Origin of the sequence: Ruegeria arenilitoris (assembly GCF_013032855.1) — a bacterium.
In the GTDB taxonomy this organism is placed as follows: domain Bacteria; phylum Pseudomonadota; class Alphaproteobacteria; order Rhodobacterales; family Rhodobacteraceae; genus Ruegeria; species Ruegeria arenilitoris.
Genome location: NZ_WQDA01000001.1, coordinates 1,097,296 through 1,117,763, shown reverse-complemented (window position 1 = coordinate 1,117,763; position 20,468 = coordinate 1,097,296). Strand labels below are relative to the sequence as shown.

The 20,468-nt window shown below is 61.5% G+C and carries 21 protein-coding genes and 2 tRNA genes; 13 read left to right on the top strand and 10 right to left on the bottom strand.

Annotation, left to right across the window (positions count from 1 at the left end):
* Positions 1-403 precede the first annotated feature (403 nt).
* A complete protein-coding gene (locus GOW72_RS05450) occupies positions 404-1,612 on the bottom strand; it encodes an FAD-binding domain-containing protein (RefSeq protein ID WP_170365745.1) in 1,209 nt (402 codons plus the stop codon).
* Positions 1,613-1,963: 351 nt separating this feature from the next.
* On the opposite strand from GOW72_RS05450, the gene GOW72_RS05445 reads away from it, so the two are divergent.
* On the top strand, positions 1,964-2,557 hold the full coding sequence (locus tag GOW72_RS05445; protein ID WP_244952322.1) for an OmpA family protein: 594 nt from the start codon (positions 1,964-1,966) through the stop codon (positions 2,555-2,557).
* A 31-nt stretch (positions 2,558-2,588) separates the two neighbouring features.
* On the opposite strand, the gene GOW72_RS05440 is transcribed toward GOW72_RS05445, so the two are convergent.
* Positions 2,589-4,991 (bottom strand): ATP-dependent helicase, encoded by a 2,403-nt coding sequence (locus GOW72_RS05440; RefSeq protein ID WP_170365738.1) that lies wholly within the window; start codon positions 4,989-4,991, stop codon positions 2,589-2,591.
* A 161-nt stretch (positions 4,992-5,152) separates the two neighbouring features.
* Between GOW72_RS05440 and GOW72_RS05435 the strand changes: the two genes are divergently transcribed.
* Both GOW72_RS05435 and GOW72_RS05430 read left to right on the top strand, forming a co-directional pair.
* Positions 5,153-6,313 carry an alpha-hydroxy acid oxidase gene (locus GOW72_RS05435; protein WP_170365734.1) on the top strand — a complete coding sequence of 387 codons (1,161 nt, stop codon included), beginning with the start codon at positions 5,153-5,155 and terminating at the stop codon, positions 6,311-6,313.
* A 120-nt stretch (positions 6,314-6,433) separates the two neighbouring features.
* Positions 6,434-9,871 (top strand): pyruvate carboxylase, encoded by a 3,438-nt coding sequence (locus GOW72_RS05430; RefSeq protein ID WP_170365731.1) that lies wholly within the window; start codon positions 6,434-6,436, stop codon positions 9,869-9,871.
* A gap of 62 nt (positions 9,872-9,933) precedes the next feature.
* Here the strand turns inward: GOW72_RS05430 and GOW72_RS05425 are convergent, their stop codons facing one another.
* On the bottom strand, positions 9,934-10,902 hold the full coding sequence (locus GOW72_RS05425) for a hypothetical protein (RefSeq protein ID WP_170364238.1): 969 nt from the start codon (positions 10,900-10,902) through the stop codon (positions 9,934-9,936).
* Positions 10,903-11,025: 123 nt separating this feature from the next.
* Positions 11,026-11,178, bottom strand: a complete 153-nt coding sequence (locus GOW72_RS05420; protein WP_170340270.1) for a hypothetical protein — start codon at positions 11,176-11,178, stop codon at positions 11,026-11,028.
* Positions 11,179-11,326: 148 nt separating this feature from the next.
* Between GOW72_RS05420 and GOW72_RS05415 the strand changes: the two genes are divergently transcribed.
* The 3 genes from GOW72_RS05415 to GOW72_RS05405 all read left to right on the top strand — a co-directional run bounded on the left by GOW72_RS05415 (position 11,327) and on the right by GOW72_RS05405 (position 12,462).
* A tRNA-Gly gene (locus GOW72_RS05415) sits at positions 11,327-11,401 on the top strand.
* A 34-nt stretch (positions 11,402-11,435) separates the two neighbouring features.
* Positions 11,436-11,510, top strand: a tRNA-Gly gene (locus GOW72_RS05410).
* A gap of 88 nt (positions 11,511-11,598) precedes the next feature.
* Positions 11,599-12,462, top strand: a complete 864-nt coding sequence (locus tag GOW72_RS05405) for a GNAT family N-acetyltransferase (protein ID WP_170365727.1) — start codon at positions 11,599-11,601, stop codon at positions 12,460-12,462.
* A 3-nt stretch (positions 12,463-12,465) separates the two neighbouring features.
* On the opposite strand, the gene GOW72_RS05400 is transcribed toward GOW72_RS05405, so the two are convergent.
* The gene (locus tag GOW72_RS05400) at positions 12,466-12,705 is read right to left on the bottom strand and encodes an Lrp/AsnC family transcriptional regulator (protein WP_050602861.1); all 240 of its coding nucleotides are present in this window, start codon (positions 12,703-12,705) and stop codon (positions 12,466-12,468) included.
* Positions 12,706-12,858: 153 nt separating this feature from the next.
* Between GOW72_RS05400 and hisB the strand changes: the two genes are divergently transcribed.
* The gene (gene hisB / locus GOW72_RS05395; RefSeq protein ID WP_170357270.1) at positions 12,859-13,446 is read left to right on the top strand and encodes an imidazoleglycerol-phosphate dehydratase HisB; all 588 of its coding nucleotides are present in this window, start codon (positions 12,859-12,861) and stop codon (positions 13,444-13,446) included.
* Positions 13,447-14,085, top strand: coding sequence for an imidazole glycerol phosphate synthase subunit HisH (gene hisH / locus GOW72_RS05390; RefSeq protein WP_170365724.1), 639 nt, complete (start codon positions 13,447-13,449; stop codon positions 14,083-14,085).
* A gap of 4 nt (positions 14,086-14,089) precedes the next feature.
* Here the strand turns inward: hisH and GOW72_RS05385 are convergent, their stop codons facing one another.
* Positions 14,090-14,497 carry a DUF2147 domain-containing protein gene (locus GOW72_RS05385; protein WP_170365720.1) on the bottom strand — a complete coding sequence of 136 codons (408 nt, stop codon included), beginning with the start codon at positions 14,495-14,497 and terminating at the stop codon, positions 14,090-14,092.
* Positions 14,498-14,632: 135 nt separating this feature from the next.
* Between GOW72_RS05385 and hisA the strand changes: the two genes are divergently transcribed.
* Positions 14,633-15,355 carry a 1-(5-phosphoribosyl)-5-[(5-phosphoribosylamino)methylideneamino]imidazole-4-carboxamide isomerase gene (gene hisA, locus GOW72_RS05380; RefSeq protein ID WP_170365717.1) on the top strand — a complete coding sequence of 241 codons (723 nt, stop codon included), beginning with the start codon at positions 14,633-14,635 and terminating at the stop codon, positions 15,353-15,355.
* A gap of 4 nt (positions 15,356-15,359) precedes the next feature.
* Entirely contained in the window at positions 15,360-15,842 is a 483-nt protein-coding gene (locus tag GOW72_RS05375) for a DUF2867 domain-containing protein (RefSeq protein WP_170365714.1), read from the top strand.
* Between the two features lie 6 nt (positions 15,843-15,848).
* On the opposite strand, the gene GOW72_RS05370 is transcribed toward GOW72_RS05375, so the two are convergent.
* A complete protein-coding gene (locus GOW72_RS05370) occupies positions 15,849-16,295 on the bottom strand; it encodes a DUF302 domain-containing protein (RefSeq protein WP_390895973.1) in 447 nt (148 codons plus the stop codon).
* 117 nt (positions 16,296-16,412) lie between these two features.
* Between GOW72_RS05370 and hisF the strand changes: the two genes are divergently transcribed.
* The 3 genes from hisF (at position 16,413) to GOW72_RS05355 (ending at position 18,149) form a co-directional block, all read left to right on the top strand.
* Positions 16,413-17,174 carry an imidazole glycerol phosphate synthase subunit HisF gene (hisF, locus tag GOW72_RS05365; protein ID WP_170365712.1) on the top strand — a complete coding sequence of 254 codons (762 nt, stop codon included), beginning with the start codon at positions 16,413-16,415 and terminating at the stop codon, positions 17,172-17,174.
* Complete coding sequence (locus GOW72_RS05360) at positions 17,171-17,488, top strand: phosphoribosyl-ATP diphosphatase (RefSeq protein ID WP_170357264.1); 318 nt, start codon at positions 17,171-17,173, stop codon at positions 17,486-17,488. The genes hisF and GOW72_RS05360 overlap by 4 nt, the downstream gene beginning before the upstream one ends.
* Before the next feature lie 85 nt (positions 17,489-17,573).
* Positions 17,574-18,149, top strand: a complete 576-nt coding sequence (locus tag GOW72_RS05355; protein ID WP_244952321.1) for a hypothetical protein — start codon at positions 17,574-17,576, stop codon at positions 18,147-18,149.
* Between the two features lie 4 nt (positions 18,150-18,153).
* Here the strand turns inward: GOW72_RS05355 and GOW72_RS05350 are convergent, their stop codons facing one another.
* The 3 genes from GOW72_RS05350 to rlmB form a co-directional block, all read right to left on the bottom strand.
* Positions 18,154-18,624, bottom strand: a complete 471-nt coding sequence (locus GOW72_RS05350) for a CoA-binding protein (RefSeq protein WP_170365710.1) — start codon at positions 18,622-18,624, stop codon at positions 18,154-18,156.
* Positions 18,625-18,825: 201 nt separating this feature from the next.
* Positions 18,826-19,218, bottom strand: a complete 393-nt coding sequence (locus GOW72_RS05345; protein ID WP_244952320.1) for a YHS domain-containing (seleno)protein — start codon at positions 19,216-19,218, stop codon at positions 18,826-18,828.
* Between the two features lie 452 nt (positions 19,219-19,670).
* A complete protein-coding gene (rlmB, locus tag GOW72_RS05335; protein ID WP_170365706.1) occupies positions 19,671-20,444 on the bottom strand; it encodes a 23S rRNA (guanosine(2251)-2'-O)-methyltransferase RlmB in 774 nt (257 codons plus the stop codon).
* Positions 20,445-20,468: the final 24 nt, after the last annotated feature.

Below are 20,468 nucleotides of genomic sequence, written 5' to 3'. Positions count from 1 at the left end.
CTCCCTGATGCTGCCGCACCCTATACCGGCCTCAACCTGCCGGATGCTGATACATCGGGGCTCTCCTCCTCCCTGCTCTGATGTTGAAAGCGCGCGGTGGCATCTTCCTCCTCCCTGATGCCACCGCGCCCTTCGAATACCGGGCCAGACCCGGAAACGCATACATCGGGTTCTCCTCCTCCCTTCCCGATGTGAAAAGAGCGCGGTGGCTCCCTTCCTCCTCCCTGGTGTCACCGCGCGCTTCAGATACCGGGGAAAACCCGGGTTCGGATACATCGGGGCTCTCCTCCTCCCTGCTCTGATGTTGACAAGAACGGCGGTTCCCTCCTCCTCCCTGGGAACCGCCGTTTTTTGTTTCACCAAGGGCGGACTGTTCGAGAACAACCGAAAACCCACGAGCGGGTTATTCTGTAAGGTGAAGGTCTTTCAGAAATTGCGGGATCTGTTTTTTCAGACCAAAGAACCCACGGGTCGCATGCGGCCAAACCAGACTGTCATAGCCACGTCGGACGCGGATTACCTCGATCCCTTGTCGGATCAGCAACGGCTCGGCGGCGTCCAATGCCGAGCGGACCGGCCCAATGGGGGCATAGGGCGTCACGATCCGCCGAACACCCGTCGCCTCGACCTTGTTCAGCAGGGGTTCCGCCCAGTCACGCACAGCAACTGGATCCTGTCGCCACTTGGCTAAAGCGTGACCGAGCGCGCCAACTGCGAAATCGGTCTGTGGCCGACCTGACCGTGAATCGACCGGACCGTGCAATCCGACAACTGCCTCGGGTTCATGTGGCATCAAAGCTGCCCCGCCGACATCCTCCAAGGTCAGCAAAAGCAGGAAGGGCCCGTGCGGTGGTGCGACTGAAGCCGGTATCGGGCAAAGCGGATGGGCGACGCTCTCAGTCAGTGGGATCGCTGTAGCCGCCAGCCCCTTAGGATGGAAACGACCATTGGTGTAGCGGGCGATGTTCTCCGCGCGGGCAAGATAGGTTTTGCCTTTGGTGTGAAGGCCACCCACCCAGCGCCAGCTTAGCGTGTTCGAAGCCGGATCGGCGTCCATAAGGTGCTGCAGGAAGAAATCCGCGCCCAGTTGCCATGGCAAGCGCAGCGTGAATATCCAGATCGAAGCAAACCACATCCGGGCGTGATTGTGCAGATATCCGGTTTCAACCAATTCGGCGGCCCAGGCATCAAAACAATCGAGTCCGGTTCGACCGGAAATGGCACACTCGTAGTCTGATCCTGGGTTTTGCAGCGCGCTGTCGAGATCCTGCAGATAGGACGCCCAAACGCTGGGACGCTGCTCAAGCCAGCCCTTGAAATAGCCGCGCCAAAAAACTTCCTGCACGAATTTCTCGCATTCAGCCGGGTTGTGGCGCGCCAGCACCGCGCTCAGGACGTCGACCTCGGTTATCAGACGGTGCCGGATCCATGGCGACAATGCCGTTGTGTTGCTGCGATCTGCCGGACCGAGATCGAAGTTTCGCGTATCGGCATATGCCTGCCCGGACCGACCAACAAACTGTTCAAGCCGTTTCAGCCCCGCGGACCGTGTCGGCGTCCAGTCAACCGTTTGAATATCGGGGTCGTTTGCAGGCAAGGATCGAGAGTTCATGACATTATGCACCAGACGGAACTGCGTCGGGTGTTACTCCGAACTCTTACAGCCCTCAGGGGCACAGAAGATGTCCAGCGGCTGGTCGCACGTGTTTCTGCAGTCGGCTGGGTCTTCACGCGCATCAGAATCTGCACCCTGTTGTACATAAGGTAGTGCTTGGGCGCGCCCGCGAGCACGATTGCGACGGAGGTCGCCCATCTGCCGCAACCGGATAAAAATATTCGAGAACACCCTTCATTTATTTCGTCCCAGCCCAATTCTTTGAGTGGGAAGTAGCGGAGGCAGGTTTGGTTTCCAGACCCTACTTCAGCCTGCGATCCCAAAGGCTTTGCAACGGGTTTGATTCGGTTGAACTTCAACTTTGACACGGACCAGCTTGATGCCGAAGGCCGGCAACAAGTCGCTGAAATCGCTAAGCGATTGAAAGCCATCAACAGCTACAAGCCAACGGTGGTTGTGGGATACACCGACGCGGTCGGATCGACGGGTTACAATCAAGGCCTCGGCCAGCGACGCGCCAATACGGTTGCCCGCGCGTTTATCGAAGCCGGTGTACCGGTGGATGAGATCGGCAGCATCTCGAGCCGCGGCAAATCGGATCTGCTGATCGCAGTCGCGACCGCCGATCGTCGAAACCGGCGCGTCACGGTCGGTTTGGCCGAAATACTAGCAGCCTGCCGAAGCTATCGAGATGTCCAGCTGACCGAAGCAGCAGTAGGCGACGAATTGCAGAACGACCTGATGCAAAGGCTTGGCGAGGCCTCTGCACGCCGGACCCAATTGGAAGGTTCGGGGCGCAACAGCCCGGCCTTTCAGATGGCTGGGGCCGCGCGCGAGGACTGTGGCAAAGCTGCAGGTCTCGCCACCGACTCCATCAGAAAAGTCGAATATGCAAAGCGCTGTTTCTGCAGCTATGCACGGTTGGAAGCAGCGCTGAAGTAGCCCGACAACCGGCTGGTCGCGCTGCCCTAGCCTAGAATGGCACGTCGTCTTTTGCGGACAGATACTGCGCGACGACCTTCTTGGTTCCGGCCTTGTCGAACTCGACCTCGACCTTGTCGCCCTCGATCCCGACCACGCCGCCATAGCCGAACTTCTGGTGGAACACACGCTCGCCCAAGGTGAAGCTGGCCACGGCGGTCGCGTCGATCACGGTGTTGCGGGATTCACGCGGCTGCGACATGCCGTATTGCCCCTGCCGCGCCTGCATCCGTTTCCAGCCCGGCGAGTTGTAGACATTGGCCTGCGCCGCGCGGGTCTCGATGCCCGCCGACATCTGGCCGCCGCCATAGAGGCCCGGAGGTGTCAGAACCTCGACATGATCCTCGGGCAATTCATCGATGAAACGCGAAGGCATCGCGTTCTGCCACTGCCCGAACACCCGCCGGTTGGCGGCGAAGGAAATGGTGCAGACCTCCTCGGCGCGGGTGATGCCCACATAAGCCAGCCGCCGTTCCTCCTCGAGCCCCTTGAGGCCGGACTCGTCCATCGACCGTTGCGAGGGGAACAGACCGTCCTCCCACCCCGGCAGGAACACGGCCGGAAACTCCAGCCCCTTGGCCGCGTGCAGGGTCATGATCGAGACCTTGGGCCCGCCGCTGTCCTGTTCGTTGTCCATCACCAGGCTGACATGCTCCAGGAACCCTTGCAGGTTCTCGAAATTGTCCAGCTGGTTCACCAGTTCCTTCAGGTTTTCCAACCGCCCCGGAGCCTCCGGCGTCTTGTCGTTCTGCCAGTGGGCGGTATAGCCGGATTCGTCCAGCACGATCTGCGCCAGTTCGATATGCGACACCTCGGGCGGGCCATAGCGCACGGGCGCGGTTCCGTCGTCGATGACCGCATCATCCTCGATCTCGATCCGGGGGCCGCGGGTCATCGCGTTCCAGCGCGCCAGCCCTTCTACCAGTTCACGCAGAGCCGCGCCGCCCTTGCCCTTGATCAGCCCTTGCTCCACAGCGATCCGCGCGCCCTGAACCAGCGACACACCATGTTCGCGCGCGGTGCGCTGGATCGTCTGCTGCGCCTTGTCGCCCAAGCCGCGCTTGGGCGTGTTCACGATCCGCTCGAAAGCCAGATCGTCCTCGGGGCTGACCACCAGCCGGAAATAGGCCATGGCATCTCGGATCTCCATCCGTTCATAGAATCGAGGGCCGCCGATCACCTTGTAGGGCAGGCCGATGGTCAGGAACCGGTCCTCGAAGGCGCGCATCTGATGGCTGGCGCGCACAAGGATGGCGATTTCGTCCAGGTTCATCGGTCGCACGCCACGGGTGCCGCCCTGCATGGCGTCGATCTCTTCGCCGATCCAACGGGCCTCCTCCTCACCATCCCAGTGGCCGATCAGGCGGACCTTTTCGCCCCCGGGCTTGTCGGTCCACAACTCCTTTCCCAGACGGCTTTCATTGCCACGGATCACGTTCGAGGCGGCGGCCAGAATATGCGGGGTCGAGCGGTAGTTCTGCTCCAGACGCACCACATGGGCGCCGGGAAAGTCCTTCTCGAACCGCAGGATGTTGCCCACCTCGGCCCCGCGCCAGCCATAGATCGACTGGTCGTCGTCGCCGACGCAGCAGATATTCTTGTGCCCGCCCGCCAACAGCCGCAGCCACAGGTACTGGGCGATATTGGTGTCCTGATACTCGTCCACAAGGATGTAGCGGAACCAGCGCTGGTATTGTTCCAGCACGTCCGCGTGGGTCTGGAAGATGGTGACCATGTGCAACAGCAGGTCGCCGAAATCCACCGCGTTCAACTCTCGCAGGCGGGTCTGGTATTGAGCGTAAAGCTCGACGCCCTTGTTGTTGTAGGCCCCGGCATCGGCGGCGGGCACTTTGTCGGGCGTCAGGGCGCGGTTCTTCCAGTCGTCGATGATGCCCGCCAGCATCCGCGCGGGCCAGCGCTTGTCGTCGATATTGGCGGCCTGCACCAACTGCTTGAGCAATCGCAACTGGTCGTCGGTATCCAGAATGGTGAAGTTCGACTTCAGCCCCGCCAGTTCCGCATGGCGGCGCAGCAGCTTGACGCAGATCGAGTGGAACGTGCCCAGCCACGGCATCCCCTCGGCGGGCTGGCCCAGCAGGCGGCCGACCCGTTCCTTCATCTCGCGCGCAGCCTTGTTGGTAAAGGTCACCGCCAGAATCTCGTTCGGGCGGGCCCGCCCGGTGTTCAGCAGATGCGCAATGCGGGTGGTCAGGGCTTTGGTCTTGCCGGTGCCCGCCCCGGCCAGCATCAGGATCGGGCCATCCAACAGCTCGACCGCTTCCCGCTGCGCCGGGTTCAATTCATTCAAGTAGTCCGCCTCGGGCCGAAGCGCGGCCATGGCGCGGGCCGACAGCGAGGCGCCCTCGAAGGCGTCATTTTCATCGAAACTGCTCATCCGCCCAAACTAAGCCGGAAGTGCGCCGAGGGAAAGGGTTTGTTCACGGCTTGTTCGCACGGTTTTGCGAATTTCTTTCGTAGCGATGGTTGAGCCGTCAGGTGCGGGCTGCATCCGACTGAAACCCTTGCCGAATCGCGCGGCAGGTCGGATCAATCTGCATGGACCTGCACAGCACCTATCCAAGCATCGAGGATCTGAAGCGCCGCGCACGCCGTCGGCTGCCGCGCTTTGTCTGGGACTATGTCGACAGCGGCACCGGGGCCGAGACCGCGCTGAAACGCAACCGGGCAGCGCTGGACCGGATCGGGTTTCTGCCCGCCATCCTGAAGGGCCCGTTGGAATTCGACACCAGCACCCGCTTTCTGGGGCGCGACCATCCGCTGCCCTTCGGCATGGCCCCGATCGGGATGTGCGGACTGGTCTGGCCGGGGGCCGAGGCGCTGATGGCGCGCGCCGCTGCGCAGGCGGGCATACCCTATGTTCTGTCCACCGTCGCCAGCCAAAGCCCCGAGGACATGGCCCCGCATATCGGCCCCGACGCCTGGTTCCAGTTGTACCCGCCCAAAGACCCCGAGATTCGCGCCGACCTGCTGAACCGCGCCCGGTCCGCCGGGTTCGGGACGCTGGTGCTGACCGTCGATGTGCCCGTGGCCTCGCGCCGGGAACGGCAGACCCGCTCGGGCCTGACCCATCCGCCGCGCCTGACGCCACGCCTGCTGGCGCAGATCGCCGCCCGCCCGGCCTGGGCCTGGGGCATGGCGCGTCACGGCAAGCCCCGGATGCGCACGCTGGACAGATATATCGACGGCACCGCCAACCTGCCGCCCACGGCGCATATCGGATACCTGCTCAGGACCTCTCCGGGCATGGATTACGTCAAATGGCTGCGCGACCACTGGCAGGGGTCGTTCATTATCAAGGGCGTGCTGCGCCCCGAGGATGCCGAGCGGTTGAAACAGGCCGGGATCGACGCTCTGTGGGTGTCGAATCACGGTGGTCGCCAGTTCGATGGCGCGCCGGCCAGCATCGACATGCTGCCCGCCATCCGCGCCACCACCGACCTGCCGCTGATCTTCGACAGCGGGATCTCGGGCGGGCTGGACATCCTGCGGGCGCGGGCCTTGGGCGCCGATCTGGTCATGCTCGGGCGGGCTTTCCTCTATGGCGTTGCAGCATTGGGCAAGCGCGGCCCGGCCCATGTCATCGACATTCTGCGGCAGGATATGCTTGCAAATATGGGACAACTGGGCGCCGCAACGCTAAAAGATCTGCCGAATGTTAACGCAAACATTGATGCCGCGATGCAGCATGTGCCATAAAACGCCGCAATAGGCGGCGTTTGCGAGCGATAACATGCCGGTTCTACCCAGAACTACAGATATATCTGCGCGTAATCTCGGTCTATTAACACGGCCAAATGAAAAAGACCGGGACTTGCCATGACTGACTTCAAGAAAATCCTGATCGCCAACAGGGGTGAGATTGCCATTCGCGTGATGCGCGCCGCGAACGAGATGGGCAAACGCACCGTTGCCGTCTATGCCGAGGAGGACAAGCTGGGCCTGCACCGGTTCAAGGCGGACGAGGCGTATCGCATCGGCGAGGGTCTGGGCCCGGTCGCGGCCTATCTGTCGATCGACGAGATCATCCGCGTCGCCAAGGAAAGCGGCGCAGACGCCATCCACCCGGGCTATGGCCTGCTGTCGGAAAACCCCGATTTCGTGGATGCCTGCGTTCAGAACGGCATTACCTTCATTGGCCCCAAGGCCGAAACTATGCGCGCCCTGGGCGACAAGGCCAGCGCCCGCAAGGTGGCGATTGCCGCCGGTGTGCCGGTGATCCCGGCGACCGAGGTGCTGGGTGACGACATGGACGCGATCCGCAAGGAAGCGGCCGAGATCGGCTATCCGCTGATGCTCAAGGCGTCGTGGGGCGGTGGCGGCCGTGGGATGCGCCCGATCTATTCCGAAGACGAGTTGGAAGAGAAGGTTCTGGAAGGCCGTCGCGAGGCCGAGGCCGCGTTCGGCAATGGCGAGGGCTATCTGGAAAAGATGATCACCCGCGCCCGCCATGTCGAGGTGCAGATCCTGGGCGACAAACACGGGCAGATCTATCACCTGTACGAACGTGACTGCTCGGTCCAGCGCCGCAACCAGAAGGTCGTGGAGCGCGCCCCTGCCCCCTATCTGACCGAAGAGCAACGCGCCGAGATCTGCGACCTGGGCCGCCGCATCTGCGCGCATGTGAACTATGAATGCGCCGGCACGGTCGAATTCCTGATGGATATGGAGACCGGCAAGTTCTACTTCATCGAGGTAAACCCCCGCGTCCAGGTCGAACACACAGTGACCGAAGAGGTCACCGGCATCGACATCGTGCAGGCGCAGATCCTGATTGCCGAGGGCAAGACCCTGGCCGAGGCCACCGGCAAGGCCAGCCAGGACGAAATCCGCCTGAACGGCCACGCGCTGCAGACGCGCGTGACCACCGAAGACCCGCTCAACAACTTCATCCCCGACTATGGGCGCATCACGGCCTATCGTTCGGCCACGGGCATGGGCATCCGGCTGGATGGCGGCACGGCCTATGCCGGCGGGGTGATCACGCGGTATTACGACTCGTTGCTGACCAAGGTCACCGCCTGGGCACCGACGCCGGAAAAGGCGATTGCCCGGATGGACCGCGCCCTACGAGAGTTCCGCGTGCGCGGTGTTTCCACCAACATCGCCTTTGTCGAAAACCTGCTGAAGCACCCGACCTTCCTGTCGAACGAATACACCACCAAGTTCATCGACGAGACGCCCGAGCTGTTTCAGTTCAAGAAGCGCCGCGACCGGGGCACCAAGGTTCTGACCTATATCGCCGACATAACGGTGAACGGGCACCCCGAGACCAAGGATCGCCCGCGGCCGCGTGCCGACCTCAAGGAACCCAAGCCCCCCGCGCCCAAGGCGGAACCGCTGATGGGCACGCGCAACCTGCTGGAACAGAAGGGCCCGCAGGCCGTGGCCGACTGGATGAAGGCCCAGCGCCAGTTGCTGATCACAGACACCACCATGCGCGACGGGCACCAGTCGCTGCTGGCCACCCGGATGCGCTCGATCGACATGATCCGCGTCGCACCCAGCTATGCCGCGAACCTGCCGCAGCTGTTCAGCGTCGAATGCTGGGGCGGGGCGACTTTCGACGTGGCCTATCGTTTCCTGCAGGAATGCCCCTGGCAGCGCCTGCGCGACCTGCGCGAGGCCATGCCCAACCTGATGACCCAGATGCTGCTGCGCGGTGCGAATGGGGTGGGCTATACCAACTATCCCGACAACGTGGTGCAGGAATTCGTGCGCCAGGCCGCGCAGAACATCGACGTGTTCCGCGTCTTCGACTCGCTGAACTGGGTCGAGAACATGCGCGTGGCGATGGATGCGGTGATCGAGAACGGCAAGATCTGCGAAGGCACCGTCTGCTATACCGGCGATATCCTCGACCCGAACCGCGCCAAGTATGACCTGAAATACTATGTCGGCATGGCCAAGGAACTGCGCGACGCCGGCGCCCATGTTCTGGGCCTCAAGGACATGGCCGGCCTGCTGAAACCCGCCGCCGCGCGGGTGCTGATCCGCGCACTGAAGGAAGAGGTCGGCCTGCCGATCCATTTCCACACCCACGACACCGCCGGCATCGCCAGCGCCACCATCCTGGCCGCCAGCGAGGCGGGCGTGGACGTGGTGGATTGCGCGATGGACAGCTTCTCGGGCAACACCAGCCAGGCGACGCTGGGCACCGTGGTCGAGGCCCTGCGCCACACCGACCGCGACACCGGGTTGGACGTGAAGGCGATCCGCGAAATCAGCGACTACTTCGAGGCGGTGCGCGGCCAATACGCGGCCTTCGAATCCGGGCTGCAGGCCCCCGCCTCCGAGGTCTATCTGCACGAAATGCCGGGCGGCCAGTTCACCAACCTCAAGGCGCAGGCGCGCTCGATGGGGCTGGAGGAACGCTGGCACGAAGTCGCGCAGATGTATGCGGACGTGAACCAGATGTTCGGTGACATCGTCAAGGTGACGCCGTCCTCGAAAGTTGTGGGTGACATGGCGCTGATGATGGTCAGTCAGGGCCTGACCCGCGAGCAGGTCGAGGATCCCTCGACCGACGTGGCCTTCCCCGATTCAGTCATCGACATGATGCGCGGCAATCTGGGCCAGCCTCCGGGCGGTTTCCCCGAAACGATCGTGACCAAGGTGCTGAAAGGCGAAAAGCCGAACACCGAACGGCCGGGCAAAGACGTGCCTCCGGTTGATTTGGAGGCCACCCGCGCGGAGCTCTCGAAACAGCTGGAAGGCATGGAGGTCGATGACGAGGACCTGAACGGATACCTGATGTATCCCAAGGTGTTCCTGGACTACATGGGCCGTCACCGCATCTATGGCCCGGTACGCACCCTGCCCACCCGCACCTTCTTTTACGGAATGGAGCCGGGAGAGGAGATCTCGGCCGAGATCGACCCGGGCAAAACGCTGGAAATCCGCTGCCAGGCTATTGGGGAGACGGACGAGAATGGCGAGGTCAAAGTGTTCTTTGAACTCAATGGCCAACCGCGCGTCATCCGCGTTCCCAACCGCCTTGTGCAAGCTTCGACCGCCCAGCGTCCTAAGGCCGAGGTCGGAAACGCCAACCATGTCGGCGCGCCAATGCCGGGCGTGGTTTCGACTGTCGCCGTCACCGCCGGGCTGGAGGTCAAAGAAGGCGACCTTCTGCTGACGATCGAAGCCATGAAAATGGAAACCGGCATCCATGCCGAACGCGACGCAACCGTGAAGGCGGTGCATGTCCAGCCCGGCGGCCAGATCGACGCCAAGGATCTTTTGGTCGAGTTGGAATAAAACCGTTAAAACACAGAAAGGCGCGCCTTCAGGCGCGCCTTTTTTCATCCGAGCGGGCTAGTTCAACCGTCGCTGGACTCCGCGACAGGCTGTTGCGGCAACTGTTCCGGCGTGCTGTCAATCGAAACCTCTTCCTCGATTGGCGCTGGCAAGCCCAACAAATCGTGCAGTTCATGAAGAGCCGGATCGGACAAGTCACGGCCACCGGTCAAGGTATCAAGTGCTTCCTGCGGATCATCCGCCCCTGCCAAGGCTTCTTCGGCTTCGGTCACAGCCTGCTCCGCTTCGGCCACGGCATCCTCGTATTTGTCCTGTGCGGTGATGCCCTCGGCTGCTTCTTCTTCAGTTGGCGCAAATTGGTCCTCGATCTCCGCTTCGGTCAGACCTTCCAGTTCGGACAATTCCTGTTCGCGCATTTCAAGCTCCTCTGTCGCGCCAGAGAAACCAAGTATACTCTGCTGATAGCTGTACAGCTTGCCCGGCATGCTGTTCGGGGCCGCATTCATCAGGGCAGTCTGGCTGGCGTGCGCGGCATTCAAGCCCTTGAGCTCGGACGCGATTTTGCCGTGCTTGATTGGTTTGACATACGGCTCCTCGACAACTGCCGCCGCTACCCGCGCTTTACGGATCGGCTTCTCGACTTTCTTTTTTCCAGTGAAGAATTCGTCGAGTTTGGCTGCAAAACCGTTCTGCCCTTTGGTCCGTGATGTAGTTTTGGTGTTCTTTCGTTGTGCCTTTGGTTTAGCGAGACCGAGACCGGCGAGAAAACCCTTGCCCTGGCCGGACCCACCCTTCGTGCTGCGCGCAGATCCTCCGAGGCTGGCACTGGATTTTTCGGCGCTTTTGCCATTTCCGTTGCCGCCACCGTTACTATTTCCGTTTCCACCACCGTTACCATTTCCGCCTCCATTGCCATTCCCGTTCTTGGCTATGGCGATATCTGGCGTAGCCAACACCGCAACGAAGCTAACTGCCCCGGCCAGCAACAAAGATGTCGCCACAACCCGTGACATAGAAATAAACCAATGCATGCCAATCCCCTTTTAGGTACCCAAATACTTGCGCCAACCGGCACAAGTTTGAGCAGAAATCTCGCATTATGCATATACTAGTTATCGAATACGGCAAAATTTGGCCTTCGAACGAAACCGCTGTTACCCACTCAGTTCGAGAGAATTGACCTCGGGCGGAAGTTTGAAAATATCATTAACTTCATAGGCTTGCTCGTTTCTCAACTGACCTGCAAAGAGGCTCAGAAGCATGGCTCCGACCAACGCAGTCAGTTTTATGTTCTCAACCTTGTTCATCCCTCCGTCCCCACCGTTGTCAATATCCGTGGCTGTAGGTTTCAACGGCTCAGCACACCTTTTCCGTCGCAAATTTTTTTCCGGCCAAGTGCGTTTTTCCTCTTGCAGCTTTCCGCCAGAATTTATAGTTCACGCCTCACTCGACGGCGCGGGCGTAGCTCAGGGGTAGAGCATAACCTTGCCAAGGTTAGGGTCGTGAGTTCGAATCTCATCGCCCGCTCCAACGAGGACCGAAAGGTCGCACAAGATATCTGATTGCGGGCGTAGCTCAGGGGTAGAGCATAACCTTGCCAAGGTTAGGGTCGTGAGTTCGAATCTCATCGCCCGCTCCAGATATCCACCTTCCCACAACAAGCACTGGCGGATCGGTCGGTCCTGCGCCATTCTGTTCTGACATGCAGCAGTCAGATGGATGCCCCGATGTCAGACTACCAAATTCGCACGCTGACCGCCGAAGAACTGCGCCACGCAGTGGATTGGGCCGGGCGCGAGGGCTGGAACCCGGGTCATGAGGACGCTGTCTGTTTCCGCTCGACCGACCCCGACGGATTTCTGGGCGGGTTTCTGGATGGCGAGATGATCGCCTCGGTTTCAGCCGTGAACTACGACGACGCGTTTTCGTTTCTGGGTTTCTATATCGTGCGGCCCGAGTTTCGCGGATCCGGTCATGGTCTGGAAATCGCCCAGCACGCCCTGGCGCATTGTACGGGGCGAAACATGGGTTTGGACGGGGTGGTCGAACAACAGGACAACTACCGCAAGTCGGGCTTTGTCTTCGCCTACAACAATTATCGGTTCTCCGGCACAGTGTCAGGCATCCTCTCCAGCCTACCCAAGACCAGTATCGAGGTTGCGCCCCTCGGTGGCCTGTCCGAAGACCTTCGCATCTATGACCGTGCCCTGTTCCCCGCGCATCGGGATGCCTTTCTGACGGAGTGGCTGAGCGCACCGGGCCACATCTCGCGTGTTTGTATCCAGAAAGGTCGCATCGCCGGGTATTCAACTCTGCGCTCCTGCCTGAATGGCTACAAGGTGGGGCCGCTGTTCGCCGACGATCCGGACATCGCGCAGGCGCTTCTGGCTGCGGTCCTGGCCGAAGTTCCCGCTGATCACCACAGTTCTGAGGTCTATGTCGACATGCCACAGCCCAACGCAGCGGCCTTTGCACTGGCTGACGCTTTGGGCCTGGAAAAAGTCTTTGAAACCGCGCGCATGTATTCCGACCACGAGCCGGATATCGACCTGAACCGCGTGTTCGGCGTGACGACGTTCGAACTTGGCTGAGCCTTAGAACGCCTTGAAGGTCATTGTTGTCAACGACCGTTCGATGTTCGGAATGACCAGAAGGTGTTCATTTATGAAATGGCCAACATCCTCGGTTTCGGGGATGTAAAGCTTGAGCAGCAGGTCATATTCACCACTGGTGGAGTAGAGTTCCGAGTGGATTTCGCGCAGAGCGATCTCTTCGGCCACCTTGTAGGTGGTGCCGGGCTTGCAGCGGATCTGGATGAAAACGCAGGTGGACATTTCGTGGCCTTGTTGCTTCCGTTTGGCGCAGGCTGGCACGCTCCGCGCCCGGGCGCAATCCCCTGCAACAGTTTGCTGCGATTGCAATGATCGGGCTGGATAAGGCCGCCCGTCCCCGTCTATAAGCGCCCCTGTAGCAAGAGGATTTCGCCAATGCGCACAGCTTCGATCAGCCGCAAAACCGCCGAGACCGCGATTACGGTCGAGGTCAACCTAGACGGCACCGGCACCTATGACAACCAGACCGGTGTGGGGTTCTTCGATCACATGCTGGACCAGCTGGCGCGGCATTCGCTGATCGACATGACGATCCGGGCCAAAGGCGATTATCACATCGACGACCACCACACGGTCGAGGACACCGGCATCGCGTTGGGTCAGGCGCTGACGCAGGCGCTGGGGGACAAGAAAGGCATCCGGCGGTATGGCGAGTGCCATCTGCCGATGGACGATGCGCAGGTGCGCTGCGCGCTGGACCTGTCGGGCCGACCGTTTCTGGTGTGGAACGTGGACCTGCCGACGCCCAAGATCGGCAGTTTCGACACCGAGTTGGTGCGCGAGTTCTTTCAGGCGCTGGCCACCCATGGCGGCATCACCCTGCATATCGACCAGTTGCACGGCTTCAACAGCCACCACATCGCCGAAGCGGCGTTCAAGGCCGTCGCCCGCGCCCTGCGTCATGCGGTCGAGACCGACCCGCGCAAGGGGGATGCGATTCCGTCCACCAAGGGCGCGCTATAGATGCTGACCGCGATCATCGACTACGAAAGCGGCAACCTGCACTCGGCGGAAAAGGCGTTTCAACGCATGGCGCGCGAGCTGGACGCGGGTGAGGTCGTCGTGACCTCGGATGCCGATGTCGTCGCGCGCGCCGACCGGCTGGTGCTGCCCGGCGACGGCGCCTTTCCCGCCTGCGCGGCCGAGCTGCGCGGGCACAAGGGCATCCATGATGCGATGGTCGAAGCGGTCGAGCAGAAGGGCCGCCCGTTTCTGGGCATCTGCGTCGGCATGCAGCTGATGGCGACCACGGGCCGCGAATATACCGACACGCCGGGCCTGAATTGGGTGACCGGGGACGTGGTGCGGATCGAGCCCGAAGACCGGGCGCTGAAGGTTCCGCATATGGGGTGGAACGATCTGGTGATCGAGAGCGAGCACCCGGTGTTCAACGGCGTCGCCTCAGGCGACCACGTCTATTTCGTCCACTCCTACCATTTCCGCGTCGCCAATCCGGCGCAACGCCTGGCCCATGTGGACTATGGAGGGCCGGTCACGGCCGTGGTCGGCCGAGACACGATGATCGGGATGCAGTTTCACCCTGAAAAAAGCCAGGATGTGGGCCTGCGGATGATCGGGAACTTCCTGACCTGGGCCCCCTGACCGGTTACTGTACGCGGGTCCAGGTCTGACCGCGACAGATCAGGCCGCCCGCGACGCAACCCTTGACCGTCAGCTTGTTCTGACCGTCCAGCGACATCTTGGAATTGTAGGTCTTGTCCCGGTCCGGCGCCCAGATCTTGCCGCCGCTATAGCTGCCGCCGCCATCCGCGACCATGTCCCAGATGATGTTCTTGCCCAGGTTCTCGTAATCCAGCTGCTGGTTTCCGTCCTTGTCGAAGGCGCTGTCGATGGTGCCGCAAACGGCGCTGCCGCAAGGCCCGATCGAGACGTGCAGATATCCGCCGGTATCCCCCGGCTGGGTTTTCCAAAGCCCGTCGACCGGGTCATCCGCGCGCGCGCCAGTGGCCAAGGTGACAAGTGCTGCCGCAGCGGCCAGAGCAAGTTTGTTCATGGTATCCTCCCTGTTTTGCAGGCAGTCTGACCGCCGGCACCCGTTCGGGCAAGATTGACTTTGCGTCGCGTTGCATCCCCTGCCCCGCCTGTGCCATATCCCGCGCCAGTACCAGTCACGAAAAGGCCGCCCGACATGATCCTCTATCCCGCAATCGACCTGAAAGACGGCCAGGCCGTGCGCCTTCTGCGCGGCGAGATGGACAAGGCCACGGTCTTCAACGAAGACCCCGCCGCCCAGGCCCGCGCCTTTGTCGAGGCCGGCTGCGAATGGCTGCATCTGGTGGACCTGAACGGCGCTTTCGCCGGGGAACCCGTGAACGCCGCCCCGGTCGAGGCGATCCTGAAGTCCTGCGACGTACCGGCCCAGTTGGGCGGCGGCATCCGCGACATGGCCACTATCGAGACCTGGCTGGACAAAGGCCTGGCCCGGGTGATTCTGGGCACGGTTGCGGTGGAAAACCCCGATCTGGTCCGTCAGGCGGCCAAGGCCTTTCCCGGCCAGGTCGCCGTCGGGATCGACGCGCGCAACGGTCGCGTCGCCACCAAGGGCTGGGCCGAGGAAACCGACGTGATGGTGACCGACCTGGCGCGCAGTTTCGAAGATGCGGGCGTTGCGGCGATCATCTACACCGACATCAACCGCGACGGCGCGATGCAAGGCCCCAATGTCGAAGCCACGGCCGATCTGGCCCGGGCAGTCTCGATCCCGGTGATCGCCAGCGGCGGGGTCAGCTCGCTGGACGATCTGATCGCCCTGCGCGACTGCGGCGCAAACTTGAACGGCGCGATTTCAGGCCGCGCGCTCTATGACGGCGCGCTGGATCTGCGCGACGCGTTGGCGGCGTTGAAGGGATAGGATATTGCAAGCGGTCCGCAAAAAGGTTCTGCCCGAGCAGTCTGAATTGTGGTCGCTGTACACTCCGGGTGATTTTGTTGATGGGTACTCGGTCCAAAGCGACCTTGCACCGTTTGACGCAATGAAAATCGGTCTGACCATGCCGGGGTGGGTGAAGATCCTGATGGGAATCCGGAACGCAATCGTTGCCCCATTCGGCTTGAAGGGCGGCAAGCACTTGAACACCGACAATGGTTCGCCCGACGCAGGCACCGGCGCGATTTTTCCCGTGACCTACAGGGATGAGACAGAGGTCATCGTGGGAATCGATGACCGCCATCTGGATTTCCGCATCGCCGTGCATCGCGACAAAGACCGCGTAGTCATGGCAACCTGGGTGCGGACTCACAATCGTTTGGGACGGATCTATCTGACGGTGATCATGCCCCTTCACATTCTGATCGTGCGCAATTGCATGAAACGGATCGCACGCGCTTCTCAGGGATGACGCCGATCAGTTGGCTGCGGCATCCGTCAGCTTGCTCAACGCACCGCGCATCTTGTCGATCACCGGGGATTTTTCCACCGCATCAAGCTCGTCCATGGTTTCCTTGGGATCCTCGTAGGCCAACCAGACCTGGCCGTCGGCATCCTCATAGGCCTGCACCTTGAGCGGAAGGAACAATCCCGCACGCGGGTCGATCTGCATGGCGGGCGTTCCCAGAGCCGGGTTTCCGAAGATCAAGACCTGATTGGGCGGTATCGTCATGTCGACCTTGTGCGCACCGGCCGCGTGGTCAACGCGGGCAAATACGGTCGCGCCTGCATTTTCGACGGCGGCCTGCAGCGCGTCGATGGCCTCGGTCACGGATTTGTCGGTGGGAACCTTGATGATGTCGTCGGCCATCGCCCACGTCGCACCGGACAGAATGAAAGCGGTTGTAAGAAACAAGTTGCGCATGGTTTTCACCTCCTGCTGAAATCCGCTTCAGTTTCACGAGGTTCCGGGCGCAGGACAATCACAACTCTGGCATCGGCGGGGCTTTGCCGGTAGAGGTGCGGCAACAAAGGACAAACCATGCTGAAAACCCGCATCATTCCCTGTCTGGATGTCGCCGATGGCCGCGTGGTCAAGGGCGTGAATTTCGTGGGCCTGCGCGACGCGGGCGATCCGGTGGAATCGGCCAAGGCCTATGACGCCGCCGGCGCTGACGAGATCTGCTTTCTCGACATCCACGCCACCCACGAAAACCGCGGCACCATGTTCGACGTGGTTCAGCGCACGGCCGAGCAGTGCTTCGTACCGCTGACGGTGGGTGGCGGCGTGCGCACCAAGGAAGACGTGCGCGCGCTGCTGCTGGCCGGGGCCGACAAGGTCAGCTTCAACTCGGCCGCCGTGGCCAACCCCGACGTGATCGACGAGGCTGCCGACCAGTTCGGCAGCCAGTGCATCGTCTGCGCCATCGACGCCAAAACCGTCAGCCCCGGCAAATGGGAGATCTTCACCCACGGCGGACGCAAACCCACCGGCATCGACGCGGTAGAGTTCGCCAAGACCGTCGTCGCCAAGGGGGCGGGTGAGATTCTGCTGACTTCGATGGACCGCGACGGCACCAAGGCGGGGTTCAACATTCCGCTGACGCGCGCCATCTCGGATGCGGTCGACGTGCCGGTGATCGCCTCGGGCGGCGTGGGCAATCTGGATCATTTGGTCGAAGGCGTGACCGAAGGCGGAGCCAGCGCGGTGCTTGCGGCCTCGATCTTTCACTTCGGCGAATACACGATCCGCGAGGCCAAAGAGCACATGGCATCCGCGGGTATCCCCATGAGGCTGACATGAGCATACTGAACGAGCTGGCCGCCACGATCGCATCCCGCAAGGGCGCGGACCCCGAATCAAGCTGGACCGCCAAGCTGCTGTCCAAAGGCCCCGAGAAATGCGCCGAGAAGTTTGGCGAAGAGGCCGTGGAGGCGATCATCGAAGCCGTGAAGGGTGACCGCGACCGGCTGACATCCGAGGCCGCCGATGTGCTGTATCACCTGCTGGTCATGCTGGCCGCGCGCGACGTGGCGCTGGAAGACGTTCTGGCCGAGCTTGCCAGGCGGCAGGGCACCAGCGGCATCGCCGAAAAGGCCGCACGCGACCGGGGCTGAGACCCGGCTTTCACCAATAGCGTCCGCGCCCTATACTGATTGACCGAAGCGCCTGCCGGGCGCAGGGGCGACGAGGGACACAGGCATGTTCAAACCCATGATCTGGGCACTGACGACGCTGGCCATTCTGGGGCTTGGCGCATGCTCATCCGCGCCGCCCGCTCGCAGCGACGACGTCGCGCGGCTTGCAGCCCAGATCCAGGCGCTGGGGCCCGAGGTCGACCCGGAAGAGGCCCAGCGCGCGGCCCGCGTCACCTATGCCTATACCGCGCAGCTGGCGCAGGAATACCAGATCACAGACCCCCCTCTGATCCATAACGCCAAGGTCAACAAAGGGCTGCGCCCGCGCGGGCTGTGCTGGCACTGGGCCGAAGACATCGAACGGCGCTTGAAGCAGGAGAACTTTCGCACGCTGACCCTGCACCGCGCGATCGCCAACGCCGACAACCCGTTCCGAATCGATCACAGCACGGCAATAATCAGCCGACGCGGTGATTCGATGTACGACGGTGTCGTTCTGGACCCATGGCGTTATGGAGGGGTCCTGTTTTGGAGTCCATTGCGCGAGGACACACGCTATGACTGGGTCCCGCGCGACATCGTGCTGGAGAAACGGCGGCAAGAGCAGCTTGCGGAAATCAACGCCGTTGCGGTGAACTGAGCGGTCAGAGTTTTGATGAGATGATGCCGGTGGCGAACCCGCTCATGCGCAGCTCGCCGAACAGGCGCTGATATTCGATCTTGGGGCAGCGATTCATGACGACATCGACACCGCGCGCCTGCGCCACCGCGGCGGCCTCTGCGTTTTCGACGCCGATCTGCATCCAGATCGTGCGCAGGTCGGAAAATGCAGCCAGCGCTTCATCCACGATCGGAGGAACGGCTTCGGACCTGCGAAAAATATCTACCATGTCAACGGGTTCACTGATTTCGGACAACGAAGCCCGAACGGTTTCACCAAAAAGTTCGGCTCCGGCATGGCCGGGATTGACCGGAATCACCCTGTATCCCTTGAGCGACAGGTAGCGCGCAACGTAATAGCTGGGCCGCACCGGGTTCATCGACACGCCAACGACCGCAACTGCCTTGGTGCGTTTCAGGACGGATCTGAGGAAGTCATCGGAATACTCAGTCATGGCTGCAGCCTAGCCGCGACTTGGAAAAGAAAAAAGCGCCCAAGGATACCTTGGGCGCTAGTTGTTGGAACGAGGGACAGTGAAATGACCCGCGGCAGTTCCGTTCCGCGGTCACTGTGACATTTAGGCATGAGTTGAGGAAAAAAAAGAGGTCGTGCGCATTTTTGTGATGACACGAGCAGATAAGCGGGAATTTGCCTGTCAACCGTACAGGATCGCCGGCCAGTTTTTCTCGGCCTTCTGGATGAAACCGGTCGTGTCCGTCAGCCACATCTTTTCGATCTCGAGGGAATGCGTCAGATACAGCCTGCCGCCTACGATCTTCCACGCCATCGGGTCCGTGCTGGTCAGCTCGCCATAGGCCATGGCATAGGCGCAATATCCGCCGAACCTCGGCGCGTAGGCACGCGGATTAAGTTCGAACGCCTCTCGGTTCTCCTGCGAGGCAAACCGCCAGGTAGCGCCCTTCCACATCACCGCAATGTCGGGTCGCCCTTGAACCGGGCCGCCATCTCGAAAATAGCTGACCGCGTCATAACCGGTAATGGCCGCACCTTTTGCGGAATAGAATACCGGGGCGGTCTGCGCCCGCAATGTCAGCGGACAAGCGATTGAAAAGGTAAGACCGGCAAGTACGGATCGTCGGGATAGCATCAGATTTCACGGGTTGTGTTTTACAGACGCTATAAGATGCAACTTTTGACGCGCCGCGAAACCCATTTGACGCAGTTGTGAAGGGTCGTGTCGGAAAGGGCTCAATCGAACACGTCCTCGATCACATCCCAAGCTTCGTCCAGAACGCGCGAGAAAAGGCCTTTTTTCCTTTTCTTGTAGCTCTTCTTTTTGGGCTTTTGCATTGGAATGCTGTGTCGCGGCTGTGGATCCGAAGCCTTTTTTACAGGGATCATCTTCAGGTTATGCAGTGGGGCACCGCAACTGGAACAGCTGAGTTCGTGCCGCTGGCGCCCCTTGAGGACCAGCGCCGCGCGGGTTCCGCAGTAGCAGCACGTAGCAATCTTGGATGGGGCGGGAATGGGTCTATCCTCTCAATGCGGCTGAGAAGCATATAGGGCAATCGCCGCGGCATTTGAGACGTTCAGCGATCCGAAACCGCCCGCTGCGTCAATTTTGACAAGCATATCCACCGTTTCCTTGGTCTTTTGCCGCAACCCCGGCCCCTCGGCGCCCAGAACCAGCGCAACCGGCCGATCGCGCTTGCCCTCCAAAGCGGCCTCGATGGTCTGTTCGGCCTCACCATCCAAGCCCAGAACCAGGAACCCCATATTCTGCAACTCGACGATCGCATCAGCCAGGTTACGCACCCGCAGATAGGGCTGGCGTTCCAACGCACCGCTGGCGGTCTTGGCCAGCGCACCGGTTTCCGGCGCCGAGTGGTGGCGCGTGCCGATGACCGCGCTGGCGCCAAGAACCTCGGCCGAGCGCAGAATCGCGCCCACATTGTGCGGATCGGTCACGCGGTCCAACAGCAGCACCCGAGGGTTTTCGCGCCCGATGCAATTCTCGGCCAGACCGCCCCATTCCAGCGGCTTGACTTCAAGCGCCGCGCCTTGGTGCACCGAGCCCGAGTCGATTGGCGCGTTGAATTTTCGCGGATCGACGAGCTCAGCCTGCATGCCCGATTCCGCGATCGCATCCGCCAGCTTGTCCTGCGCGTTGCGGGTCACGATCAGGCGCAGTTTCTGCCGTTTGGGGTTCATCAACGCATCACGCACGGCGTGCAATCCGAACAACCAAACGGTTTCGGAAGCCGCCGCTTTGCGCGCCTGCTCTTTCTCGATCACCCACTTCGGTTTCTTCATTTTACTGGCCTCCGGGCCGGGAAC